Annotated in this window: 12 protein-coding genes; all 12 read left to right on the top strand. The window is 35.5% G+C overall.

Annotated elements, in window-relative coordinates; genetic code table 11:
- The first annotated feature begins 29 nt into the window (after positions 1-29).
- The 12 genes from MHH95_RS14255 (at position 30) to MHH95_RS14200 (ending at position 11,954) form a co-directional block, all read left to right on the top strand.
- Positions 30-1,196, top strand: a complete 1,167-nt coding sequence (locus tag MHH95_RS14255; RefSeq protein ID WP_340728118.1) for an ABC transporter ATP-binding protein — start codon at positions 30-32, stop codon at positions 1,194-1,196.
- Positions 1,193-1,828 carry an ABC transporter permease gene (locus tag MHH95_RS14250; RefSeq protein WP_340728117.1) on the top strand — a complete coding sequence of 212 codons (636 nt, stop codon included), beginning with the start codon at positions 1,193-1,195 and terminating at the stop codon, positions 1,826-1,828. Before MHH95_RS14255 ends, MHH95_RS14250 begins: the two co-directional genes overlap by 4 nt.
- An 11-nt stretch (positions 1,829-1,839) precedes the next feature.
- Complete coding sequence (locus tag MHH95_RS14245) at positions 1,840-2,769, top strand: osmoprotectant ABC transporter substrate-binding protein (protein WP_445683013.1); 930 nt, start codon at positions 1,840-1,842, stop codon at positions 2,767-2,769.
- The gene (locus MHH95_RS14240; protein WP_340728115.1) at positions 2,769-3,476 is read left to right on the top strand and encodes an ABC transporter permease; all 708 of its coding nucleotides are present in this window, start codon (positions 2,769-2,771) and stop codon (positions 3,474-3,476) included. Before MHH95_RS14245 ends, MHH95_RS14240 begins: the two co-directional genes overlap by 1 nt.
- A 291-nt stretch (positions 3,477-3,767) precedes the next feature.
- Positions 3,768-5,219, top strand: a complete 1,452-nt coding sequence (locus MHH95_RS14235; protein WP_340728770.1) for an aldehyde dehydrogenase family protein — start codon at positions 3,768-3,770, stop codon at positions 5,217-5,219.
- A 500-nt stretch (positions 5,220-5,719) separates the two neighbouring features.
- Positions 5,720-6,913 carry an HD-GYP domain-containing protein gene (locus MHH95_RS14230; protein WP_340728114.1) on the top strand — a complete coding sequence of 398 codons (1,194 nt, stop codon included), beginning with the start codon at positions 5,720-5,722 and terminating at the stop codon, positions 6,911-6,913.
- 111 nt (positions 6,914-7,024) lie between these two features.
- Positions 7,025-8,209: a peptidase gene (locus MHH95_RS14225; RefSeq protein WP_340728113.1), complete on the top strand. Its 1,185-nt coding sequence runs from the start codon at positions 7,025-7,027 to the stop codon at positions 8,207-8,209.
- Between the two features lie 122 nt (positions 8,210-8,331).
- Positions 8,332-9,369: a serine hydrolase domain-containing protein gene (locus MHH95_RS14220; RefSeq protein WP_340728112.1), complete on the top strand. Its 1,038-nt coding sequence runs from the start codon at positions 8,332-8,334 to the stop codon at positions 9,367-9,369.
- Between the two features lie 22 nt (positions 9,370-9,391).
- The gene (locus tag MHH95_RS14215) at positions 9,392-9,805 is read left to right on the top strand and encodes a GNAT family N-acetyltransferase (protein ID WP_340728111.1); all 414 of its coding nucleotides are present in this window, start codon (positions 9,392-9,394) and stop codon (positions 9,803-9,805) included.
- A 95-nt stretch (positions 9,806-9,900) separates the two neighbouring features.
- On the top strand, positions 9,901-10,677 hold the full coding sequence (locus MHH95_RS14210) for a helix-turn-helix domain-containing protein (RefSeq protein ID WP_340728110.1): 777 nt from the start codon (positions 9,901-9,903) through the stop codon (positions 10,675-10,677).
- A gap of 446 nt (positions 10,678-11,123) precedes the next feature.
- Complete coding sequence (locus tag MHH95_RS14205; protein WP_340728109.1) at positions 11,124-11,408, top strand: hypothetical protein; 285 nt, start codon at positions 11,124-11,126, stop codon at positions 11,406-11,408.
- A 69-nt stretch (positions 11,409-11,477) separates the two neighbouring features.
- Positions 11,478-11,954, top strand: coding sequence for a hypothetical protein (locus MHH95_RS14200; protein ID WP_340728108.1), 477 nt, complete (start codon positions 11,478-11,480; stop codon positions 11,952-11,954).
- Positions 11,955-12,205: the final 251 nt, after the last annotated feature.

Below are 12,205 nucleotides of genomic sequence, written 5' to 3'. Positions count from 1 at the left end.
GTATTTTCTATAAGAAGGAGTGTTATTGTATGCTATCCATACAAAATTTGACGAAAACTTATCGTGGTAACAAAAAGGCAGTAGACAATTTAAGTATTGATATTGAGCAAGGGGAATTTATTGTCTTTATCGGAACAAGCGGCAGTGGTAAAACAACCGCTCTACGTATGATTAATCGCATGATTGAGCCGACCAGTGGCAAAATTATGATGGATGGAACGGATTTATCGAAAATGAATGCAGTACAGCTTCGCAGACAAATTGGCTATGTTATTCAGCAAATCGGCTTAATGCCACATATGACCATCAGAGATAATATCACCCTCGTACCAAAACTTCTAAAATGGGACAAACAGGAAAAGGATAAAGTAGCTAAACGATTAATCGGCCTAGTAAACCTACCTACCTCTTACTTGGATATGTATCCAGCTCAACTATCTGGCGGACAACAACAACGAATCGGCGTTATACGTGCCTTAGCAGCGAATCAGGATATCATTTTAATGGATGAACCATTTGGTGCACTGGACCCTATTACACGTGATACACTTCAGGATTTAATGAAGGATTTGCAGGAACGCCTAGGCAAGACTGTTATTTTTGTAACACATGATATGGATGAAGCGATCAAGCTGGCTGACCGAATTTGCATTATGCACGAAGGGAAGGTAATACAGTTTGATACACCAGACAATATTTTAGCAAACCCCGCAAATGATTTCGTACGTGATTTTATTGGCTCCCACCGCCTAATTCAAAATAAACCAAGCGTCAAAATAGTAGATGAAGTAATGATCCAGCCCATTTCCATTACAATTGAGAAAAGTCTGGACGATGCACTACGTCTGATGGTATCAAAGCGTGTTGATACGTTATTTGTGACAGATGCAGACAAACGATTGATAGGTTATTTAAATGTTGATAGCTTTACAGGTCCGCAACGAACACGGCAAAGCATTAATGAAGTATTACAGCGAGAAGTTATATACGTAAAAACCGGGACAAAGCTGCAGGATTCTGTTCGACGTATTTTAAAACGGAACCTTCAAAATATACCAATTGTCGATCATGATCACAAACTAATCGGATTAATTACCCGTGCTAATATTGTGGATACAATTTATGACACGATTTGGGGTGACGAGGAAGAAAATAAAAATGCTCTTCTTGTAACTCGAGAGGAGAATGTTCTATGATAGCCTTCTTTACGGATAATAGCAGTGACATCCTATTAAAAACATGGGAACATTTTTATATTTCAATTATTGCATTATTTCTTGGTGTAATCTTCGCGATTCCTCTAGGTATATTTTTATCAAAAACAAAAACAATAGCAAAAATTGTTTTAGCCATTACAAGTGTTTTCCAAACATTACCCTCTTTAGCCATCTTAGCAATTATGATTCCATTTCTAGGTGTTGGGAAAGTACCTGCAATTGTTGCTTTGTTTATTTATACTTTACTTCCAATTCTAAACAATACTTATATCGGATTAAAATCTGTTAATGCAGATTTACGAAAAACGGGCATTAGTATGGGGATGACACCATTCCAATCTATATGGATGGTGGAATTACCTCTAGCAATCCCGGTCATTATGGCAGGTGTACGATTATCTGCTGTTTATGTCATTGCCTGGGCAACACTTGCGTCGTATATCGGGGCTGGTGGTTTAGGTGATTTCATTTTTAACGGTTTAAACCTTTATCAAACTGAATTAATTATTGGTGGTGCCTTACTTGTTACGGCATTGGCACTGCTAACAGATTTTATATTATCCAAAGTGGAGATTTGGACAACACCAAAAGGACTAAAAGTAGAGAAATGAGGCCTAACAGGATGAAAAAAACGATTCTTTTATTCGGAAGTATGCTGCTGGCGTTAAGTTTTCTAGCTGGCTGTTCGATTGGCGGTGACCAGGCAAGCAATACCGACAAAATTAAGATTGCGAGTGCTGTTACAACCGAATCACAAATTATGGGCTATATGCTCAAACATATGATTGAGTATTACACAGATGAACAAGTAGAGTTAATTAATAATCTTGGTTCGAGTACCGTTCTTCACCAGGCAATGATCAATGGGGACGCGAATATTTCCGCTACACGTTACACCGGTACAGAATTAACCGGAGCTTTAAATGCGGAACTGATAAAAGATCCGGCCGAGGCATTGGCCTTTGTACAAAATGAGTTTCAGGAAAGATATAACCAAACATTCTTTGATAAGTACGGGTTTGAAAACACATATGCCTTTATGGTAACGCAGGAAACAGCGCAGCAATACAATCTTAATAAAATCAGCGATCTGGCTGCAATAGCTTCAGACATTGAAGCGGGTGTTGATACATCTTGGCTAAGTCGTGAAGGAGATGGCTTTAAGGCGTTTGTTCAGGAATACGGATTTCAGTTTAAACGTACATATCCAATGCAAATTGGCTTAGTGTATGATGCCGTACAGGCAGGTGAAATCGATATTGTCCTTGGGTATACTACAGACGGACGTATTGCGTCTTATGATTTAAAGGTACTTGAAGATGATTTGAAGTTTTTCCCGCCCTATGAAACGAGCTCACTCGCAACAAATGAAATTTTAGAAGCGAAACCTGAACTAAGGGGAATACTCCAACGTTTAGTTGGTAAAATCTCTACAGATAAAATGCAGGAACTGAACTATTTGGCGGACAATAACTTAATGGAACCCTCTGTCGTGGCAGAAAATTTCCTAATTGAAAACAATTATTTCAGTAATGAGGAGGGTGAGGAATAATGGAAGATTTATCGCAATTAAGTACGTTTGAACAGCTATTCTATTATTTTAAGGAAAACGGACTTTATGTACTTGAACTGTTCTTTACACATTTTTATATTTCAGTATATGGTGTATTGCTTGCTGCACTTATCGGAATTCCAATCGGTATTTTTATCGCCAGAAATATGAAGCTAGCTGGATTTATCATTACATTGGCAAATATTATTCAAACGATACCGGCATTAGCCTTAATGGCAATGATTATGCTGGTGCTCGGCTTAGGTAAATCAACAGTAATCGCAACGGTATTCCTTTATTCACTGCTTCCGATTATTAAAAATACGTATACGGGAATTACCACGATTAATAAAAGTTTAACGGATGCAGGGCGCGGCATGGGGATGACACGTAGACAAATCCTCTATATGATCGAACTGCCATTATCTTTATCGATTATTATAACAGGTATTCGAATAGCTTTAGTTATTGCCATCGGTATTACAGCAATCGGTGCTTTCATCGGTGCGGGCGGATTAGGGGATATTATTATCCGTGGCACAAATGCAACAGATGGAACTGCCATTATTTTGGCCGGTGCTATTCCGACAGCCTTAATGGCGGTAATTGTAGATATCGGGCTAGGTTGGCTGGAGCGCCGTTTCGATCCGGAAAAACGCCAACAACGTCTTAAAAAAGCGACTGTTTCTAATGCAGGAGTGGAGTAATTAATCATTTTCTTTAAATAAATTATCAAGAAAAAACAACTAAAAAGCGCTTAAATCCTAGATAAATATAGGATTTAAGTGCTTTTTATTTTCAGAGAAATTTATCAAAAATTTTTAAATGTGGAAAAATGTAAGTCTAAATGTATGGTGTATTGATTATCACTAATACTAATGGGGAAGAAGTGTTGAAGTAAAGAGAAAGATAAGTGTATTTTGCTGAAGAACCTGTTTGATGCAAGCTTCGAACAAGGCAATTTAATCCAGCAAAAGACCTATGGAAAGGATGATTTTATGTATAAAAAATGGAATAAGCAGTTTATTGGTGGCGAATGGAGAGAAGGGAACAGCGAAAGAGTGTATGTAGATCAGAACCCTTACAGCGAGGAAACGATCGCGGAAATTCGGCTGGCAAATGAAAAGGATATAGATGAGGCTTATCAGGCGGCAAAAGAAGCACAAAAAGAATGGGAAAAGGTTAATCCTTATCAAAGACAAGCCATTATCGAAAAGGCCGCTCAAATAGTAGAAAAACGAAGAGATGAAATTGTTCAAGTTTTAGTGGAGGAAAATGGGGCTTCCCATACGAAAGCTAACATTGAAGTTTCTGCCGCAATGGGCATTATGAAAGAGTCAGCTACATTCCCTCTTCGAATGCACGGAAAAATAATGCCATCTGTCATTCCAGGTAAGGAAAATCGAGTCTATCACAATCCAGCGGGAGTTGTAGGGATTATTAGCCCATTCAATTTCCCATTTCATTTAACGATGCGTTCCCTAGCACCTGCTTTAGCAACTGGTAATGGGGTAGTGCTTAAACCGGATTTGCAGACGATGATTTCAGGCGGTCTTATTCTAGGGGAAATTTTTGAAGAGGCCGGCATTCCAAAAGGTTTATTGAATATTACAGTATGCAGCTCTTCTGAGATTAAAGATACTTTTATTGAACACCCTATCCCGCAAATTATATCCTTTACTGGTTCAACACCGGTAGGACGTCATATTGGGGAGCTTTGCGGAAGACATCTTAAGCGCGTTGCTTTAGAGCTTGGTGGAAATAATGTCATGCTAGTACTAAAAGACGCCGATGTACAACGTGCAGCAGCTTCTGCAGCCTTTGGGAAATTCTTAAACAGCGGTCAAATTTGTATGTCCCTAAATCGGATTGTTGTCGAGCGTCCGGCTTACGAAGCATTTATGAAAGCCTTTGTGGATAAGGCATCCCAGATTAAATATGGGGATCCGAAAAATGAGGATGTTGTGGTTGGTCCATTAATTAACAATAAACAAATTAAACGTATACAAAATTTAATCGACAAAAGTATAGCCCTAGGAGCAGAATATGCTCTAAAAGGTGAAGTAGACGGAAATGTACTAGCCCCTACCATCTTGTCGAATGTTACAAATGATATGCCGATAGCACAGGAAGAAATCTTTGGACCTGCTGTAGGTGTCATCGTTGTAGATAGTGAAGAAGAAGCGATTCGTGTAGCAAATGACAGTGACTATGGACTAAGTGGTGCAGTACACGCCGGTACAACTGAACATGGTGTTGAAGTCGCGAAACAAATTATAACGGGAATGATTCATGTTAATGATCAGGGAGTCAATGATGAACCAATTGTTGCATTTGGCGGTGAAAAAGCTTCAGGGTTAGGTCGATATGGTGGAGAATGGGCAATTCATGAATTTACAACAACAAAATGGATTTCTGTTCAGACAGATCCAAGGGAATATCCGTTTTAAATAGAAGGTTTAGATGAGGTGTGGTCCTAATCGCAAATTGCGGTTAGGGCTTTTTACATTAGGGTAAATAAATATAATGAGACTTTAAAATTAGGGAAGGTAGTACACTTTACACCTTTAATTTAGAGTCATTGTTTATGAACAATTTATAACAACGTAATTTAAATATAGCAAAATTTACTGCTTTTAGGATTAAACTTACGATAAAAATCCAATAGAGAGAGTATTCTATAAATTTTATTAAAATAGGGAATTGAGTTGTAAGGTGTAAAAGTGTATTGTAAAAGAAGGATTTATCGGTAGAATAGAAAAGAACTAAAAGAAAAGTTTATTGTTCTCACTGAAAAGGCATTTATTGGATAATGAGTACTTTATAGTATAAAAGATTAAAAGAAGGAAAAATACTTCATAGACATATAGACCTAATTTCTAATATCGTGTTATAATTAAGTTAATAAGTACAAAGTCTATTGAGTCGTAAAAAAATTGCGAGGTAAAAAATGAAGAAAACGTCATTGTTACAAGAAGAAAAGAATTCAACGATACTATTTTTATGGTTGTTTTATGTTGTATTTTTTGTTTACGAAATATTTTATTACAACCTTTTCCCAGCTTTTCCATGGAGTGATATTGGTGCAAATAGTAGAGTAGTATACGATTTTATGATTGTTAAATATGGAGTCATTATTGCACTCATCCCTTTATCTATTTATTTAATAAAAAAGGGAAAGGTGGACTCTGTAAAATATATTGTATTTTTTGGTTATTTTATAACAAATTTAGTTTCAGATATATTGTATTATCGAGATAGTACGATTACTTACACTAGTGGAAATATGGTAGAACTTGTTATCATACTTTTCGCTCCAATTTTTGTAAATAAGAAATTTACATATTATATAACAATTGGTCTATTGCTAAAATATATTTTGGTTGGTTTATTTATACAGGACCCTCTGGTTGTATTTCCGATTGGTATAATGATCGTGCTATCTGTTATTTCCTTTATCTTGCTTCATCGATTTTTAAATTATATAAAAGCATTAAAGTACTCATATGATGAACAGTTGGAAGGTATTGTTAAAGGAGTTATTGCTATTCTAGAGTTAAAGGATCCATATACTAGGGGGCATAGTGAACGTGTTGCAGCATACGCAATGAACATGGCAGAAGCTACAGGGAAATTTAAACCATCTGAATTAAATTCTTTTTATTACGCTTGCCTATTACATGATATTGGAAAAGTTAATATACCGGATTCAATTTTGACAAAGTCCGGTATGCTGACAGACGAGGAATTTGATATAATTAAAACACACCCTGTTGTAGGAGCTGAAGCTATTCGTGATGTTGAGGGGGTTGCTGATAATATTGATGTAATCTACCATCATCATGAAAGATGGGACGGTAAAGGCTATCCAGATAGACTGGCTGGGGAGGATATTCCGTTTTCAGCCAGAATTACAGCTGTTGCCGATGCTTTTGATGCGATGACTTCCTCCAGATCATATCGTCCAGCTCTTCCATTCGAAGTGGCTTATGAACGGATAATAGAAGGACAAGGCACTCAATTCGATCCTCAGCTTGCAGAATTATTTAAACAAATTTATCCTGATTGGGTGCAGATTTCTAAAAATTACCGTAAAGGTATGGACATGAGAGGAGGGGATAGACATGAAAATTCGCAAACTTAATAAAATTAAAGTTACTTGCTGGTGGTGTTGGTTAATTCCAAAAGGATGAGTAAGTAAATGTAGGATGCTGAATACTAGCATCCTATTTTAATTTATAGAGGAGGCAATCCGTTGAAGGTATCCTTGCAATCCGAAATAACGTTATATCCGTTATCCATTCGTAAAGATAAAAAAAATTATATCGTGGAGGAGCCGATTTCCGGTGACTTCTTTGAATTGCCTGAGATAAGCGTTGATGCAATCCAACGTTTGGAAAAAGGCGAAAACTTAGCTGCAATTGAAAAGGCGCTAAAAGAACATTATCCCGAAGAAGAAGTAGATATCATTGAATTTGTTGAGCAATTGGTGGAGTTAGGGCTTGTTCAACTTGTGGATGGTGTCCAAGTACATAGAGAAAAAGAAAAGCAGGCTAAATCTGAAAGTGGTTTTCTATGGATCCCGCAATGGATGGGACGTATTTTTTTTAATAGCATAATAAACAAAGTTTACTTGCTGTTGCTAGTATCGAACATATTCATTCTTATATTGAATCCAGAATTTTTTCCTCATTATAAAGACATATTCCTGTTCGATTCGATGATGCTAAATGTCCTTACTTATTTATTAATTTCTTTAGTATTAATTGTTATTCATGAATTTGGGCATATTCTCGCCATCAGGTCGCATGATTTACCGGCTAAATTAAGTATCGGGAATCGGCTCATATTTATTGTATTTGAAACGGATTTGACTCAAGCGTGGAAGCTCGATCCTAAAAAGAGGAATATCCTATACTTAGCTGGCATGTCTTTCGAACAAATTATTCTCTTCCTTTCATTCATTTTTATGCTGCTATATCCTAATGCAAGTTTTGTAGGAATCGTTAGTATCATCGTGTTGGATATTTTTATAAAATCTATCTATCAATGCTGTTTCTATATGAAAACAGATGTTTATTATGTTGTTGAAAATGTTACAGGGTGTTATAACCTGATGGAGAGCGGCAAAGTTTATTTAAGGTCATTCCTTAAAAAACAGCGTAAATCAGCGAAGGATCATAAAGAGATGTTCCAGGATGAATGGAATTTGGTCCGTATTTATAGTGTATTTTATATAATTGGAGTTTTTTTAACGTTACTTTTAACGGTTGTGTACTTTATCCCGCAGCTCTATTATATGATCACAACCGTTTATTTAAATATTATGGGGGCTGGAGATCGTGCAGCATTTTGGGATGCTATTGCCTTCTTAATACAAACGATGTTGATGCTTATCTTGCTTGTATATTTAGCGAGGAAAAAACGACGAGAAAACTAAATGAAACCGCTAAACTTCTGATCCAAGTTTAGCGGTTTTTTATATAAAGTATTTTACAAATATATACAATAGAACGTATATTCGTGTTATGATTAATTGATAATGCTAAAAAGGGGAGAGTTATGAAACTAAAAACAATCAACATAGAAGAAAGAATGAAACACTATAATGTGCAAGGTTTAAGTATTACTTTAATTGAGGGCGGTCAAATAAGTGGCACAAAAAATTACGGCATATTAGAAGAAGGTAGCAATAGAAAAACAAATGAAGATTCTATTTTTAGTGCATGTTCAATTAGCAAGTTCTTAGCAGGCATGCTTGCTATGAAGCTATTAGATGAAGGACTTCTTGATTTAGATGGGGATGTGAATGAAAATCTTGAATCGTGGAAAGTACCAGAAAATGAATTTACTAAAAATAAAAAGGTGACATTACGGCATTTATTAAGCCATCAATCTGGAATTAAAGATCCTGAAGGGAGTTTTGCTGAATTAAATACGGAAATAGGGGTTCCGTCGATGGTTGATTTATTAGAAGGTCGAACTCCTTATTGTAAAACGCCTATTATCGTCAAGTATGAACCAGAAAGTGAATTTCATTATTCGGATGCAGGGTTTTGTATTATTCAGCAACTGATAGAAGATGTCACTGAAAAGCCGTTTCATCAAGTTGTGAACGAGCAAATATTTGAGCCATTGGGAATGACAAATAGCCACTTCAATATCACTACGTTGGACGTAGATAGGCTAAACTTTTCTTGTGGTCACAACAAAAATGGTGAAATAGTAGGTGGGAAATATCCTCTATATCCTTATCCAGCAGCTTCTGGATTATGGACAACTTCTTTAAATTTAGCTGAATTGGTTCTTGAGTTAATGAATGCGTTAAAAGGAGCAAGCAAGATTGGTATTTCACAAAGATTAGCAAAAGAAATGATCACCCCACAAAGAGGTAAAAGATGGTCTGGATTAGGTGTATTTCTAGAAGGCTCTGAAAAAGAACTGGAAATTACATCACTTGGTTGGGGAGTGGGTTTTCAATGTATGATGGTGGCGTTTCCCTTTATAGAGAAAGGTGCTGTCATCATGACGAACACTGAATTGGGTGTCCATCAACTGGAAGGGATTATAGGAGAAATATATAAGTCTCTTTTGTCTTAAAAAGCGTAAAAGGGGGAGAAATATGCAGATAGCTTTCGCAAATACAATTCAAATCCCTGAAGTAGTGTCGTTCTTTAACGAAAATTTAGACAGCAATAACAGTGCGGTTTATTCTCAAGAATTTTTATGTCCTCATGGAATTAAAGCAGCTATAAGAAGAAAACAAATGATAGTTGCAACAGTTAACGGTCAATTAGTAGGGGCATTTCGCTTTTACCGAAAAAAAACACAAAACAACATATCTTTGTATCAATTTGCGGTTAGTGAAATTTACCGTGGTCAAGGGTTATTTAAAAAGATGCTAGAAACGATAAATGACTTACCTATCATTTCATTATGTCCGACTAATTCTAATTTGAATAATTATTATGTTAAATCAGGATGGTATTTACAAGAACAAAGTGGGGAATTTAATGTGTGGGTTTTTAATAACTAAACATGTGATAGTAAAATAAATTTAAAATATTTTCAAAAGCTTGTCCCTTTTCACCAGTTTTTTTGACATATGTATGGTGAGGGGAGATGCATAGGATGGTATTCGATTATTTAAAAACTTATGAAACTTTCAACACAGTAGCGGAAATGGATGAGGCGGTGGCGCAGCATCTGGAAGCAAATGAATTAACGGAAAGCGAGCGCAATGTTATTTTACGTATCGCGCAGTCGGCACTGGCTTACCCCGGGGCAGCACATTTAAAGGCGAAGACAATTGCAGATAGTGTAGGAGTCAGCACAAAAACGGTTTATCGATCGGTGAAAAAAGCAGCCGAACTTGGCATATTACGAGTCGTTGCAAGTACGAAATTGAATGGGATTAAAGGGGCAAACATTTATCAAATATTACATGTCCCATCGGAAATGTCCGAGCGAGTCCCAGCTGAAGAAACGCATGAAATAAAGGAAGTTGGCAATTTTTCTGAGCAACAAACTATTTCTTTTAATCTTTTTAAAACAAGCTCTTTAAATGAAATATATATAAATATAGTTGGTCAAATGAACGAGTGGCAAAAAACATTATATGAATTCATGACAAGTTTGCCAATGAAAGAAGAGTTAAAAGATGGATTACGAGCAGCCATTTTAGCAACACCAATCCAAAACAGACGGGAGTTTACAATTGCAAAGGATGCCATGTGGCGAATTATTCAAGATATTCATGAGGGGAAATTAACGATTCGTACAACATTACGCGCAATTTATAAAGGAGCATATGATAAGGCTATTGCACGCCCGGTTATACGAGAAGTGAAAGAACAAAAGCAAAGTACTCGATCAGTGCCATTTTATGATTGGTTGTCAGAGCGATGAAGGGGTAGCAGTAGCTACTGAATAGTTTTTTGAAATCCAATACCAGTGATAAAAGTACTTTGAGAATATAACACCTATTTTTAATAATTAGACGAATTTTGTCGGGATTTGTCCAAATAAATTCTTTCGGCAATAAAACTCATTAACAAACCGATTACTAAGGGAACTAACGACCCTATTGAAAATAAGAACTCGCTTGCATTATTAGTATACTCGTACTGCAACATTAGCCAAGGAATAGTAAGCTTATAACCAAGCAAGTAAAGTAAGGCTGTTGTCAGTGCAAACGTTCCAAAAGTAACTATTAACCCTTTTAATTTTATTTAATAAACACCTCCTAATTAGATATTAACAAATTTTCCTTGTTTTTAGTATAATATGCATTAGTTCGATTTATTAACAATAATCTTTTAGAAAAGAGCCTTAACTAAAGGGGGAGAGTTAATTTGAAATTAAGCAACAATTCTGTGATTCCATCGTTATTACTCGTTATAAATATTATTTTTACTTTATTTTTGATAGAAGAGTTAATAGATGCTACCGATCCAAATTATGGCTCATTAGCTTTATGGACACCTGTAATTGCTGTGATTTCCCTTATATATATTAAAAAGTTTGTCGTAAAGAAAAATACCGTTTTTATACGTATTTTACAAGTGTTGAATTGGTTCTTTATTCTTTTTCCAATCCTTATTTTATTATGGGGAATGTTCATTATGATGAATTATTAATAATTCTATTTGTAGATAGTGTTGTAATTTCAAAGGAATATCTAGATTAAAAGATGAGGTGAAAAAATATTGAAAAAGTTAATCTGTTTATGCTTTTCGATTGTTTGTTTATCAGGTTGTTTTGCTGAAAATTATAGCGTTGGACACCCTATTACTAAGTTAGAAGTAAATAAGTCAGAATATAATCTAGAGCCCTCTCGAATAGGTTGGAATACAAAGGGAGATACGACCTCATTGAATGAAAATGATCTTGAATCGTTATTAAGCAAATCTGAAAAAATTAATGTAAGTAGTGGACAATTTTTAAAAATTATATTTGAAGATAGCATTGAAGATGAAGGGCAATATACTGATATTAAAGTCGAAATTTCAGCAACTCAAAATGGCGATAAACAATTATTATATGAAGATGATATGGAAACTAGTATGTTAGAAGAAATACATTCTTTTGCTGCGCCTCCTGAAAAGGGTGAATACATTCTTGAAGTCGAATTTACTTCAAATGGCAACTTTGCAAGATATATAGGATATTTACATGTTGACTAAACTTTTCGAGGGTAAAATAAATTGAAGATTTAATAATTAGAAATCCAAAAATCCAAAATCCTAATAATAAATCTGATGACTATTAGACATATAAATACGAAAAACAGTAATGCAATAATTTTTTTCCTTCTAGGCTTCATTATTATCGCTCCTTTATACAACCATCTACACTTATTTTACACATTTTCCAATATACTAAAAGGGACACTAACTATATATGAGTTGTGTCCCGAAATATGCTGCTTTCAAAT

The organism is Solibacillus sp. FSL K6-4121 (genome assembly GCF_038002585.1).
GTDB classification, from domain to species: domain Bacteria; phylum Bacillota; class Bacilli; order Bacillales_A; family Planococcaceae; genus Solibacillus; species Solibacillus faecavium.
Note: the sequence above shows the minus strand (reverse complement) of the source record. Positions and strands in the feature narration are given on the sequence as shown.

Coding starts and splice junctions, on each gene's coding strand:
- MHH95_RS14255 (WP_340728118.1), top strand. CDS start 30: ATGCTATCCATACAAAATTTGACGAAAACTTATCGTGGTAACAAAAAG.
- MHH95_RS14250 (WP_340728117.1), top strand. CDS start 1,193: ATGATAGCCTTCTTTACGGATAATAGCAGTGACATCCTATTAAAAACA.
- MHH95_RS14245 (WP_445683013.1), top strand. CDS start 1,840: ATGAAAAAAACGATTCTTTTATTCGGAAGTATGCTGCTGGCGTTAAGT.
- MHH95_RS14240 (WP_340728115.1), top strand. CDS start 2,769: ATGGAAGATTTATCGCAATTAAGTACGTTTGAACAGCTATTCTATTAT.
- MHH95_RS14235 (WP_340728770.1), top strand. CDS start 3,768: ATGTATAAAAAATGGAATAAGCAGTTTATTGGTGGCGAATGGAGAGAA.
- MHH95_RS14230 (WP_340728114.1), top strand. CDS start 5,720: ATGAAGAAAACGTCATTGTTACAAGAAGAAAAGAATTCAACGATACTA.
- MHH95_RS14220 (WP_340728112.1), top strand. CDS start 8,332: ATGAAACTAAAAACAATCAACATAGAAGAAAGAATGAAACACTATAAT.
- MHH95_RS14215 (WP_340728111.1), top strand. CDS start 9,392: ATGCAGATAGCTTTCGCAAATACAATTCAAATCCCTGAAGTAGTGTCG.
- MHH95_RS14210 (WP_340728110.1), top strand. CDS start 9,901: ATGGTATTCGATTATTTAAAAACTTATGAAACTTTCAACACAGTAGCG.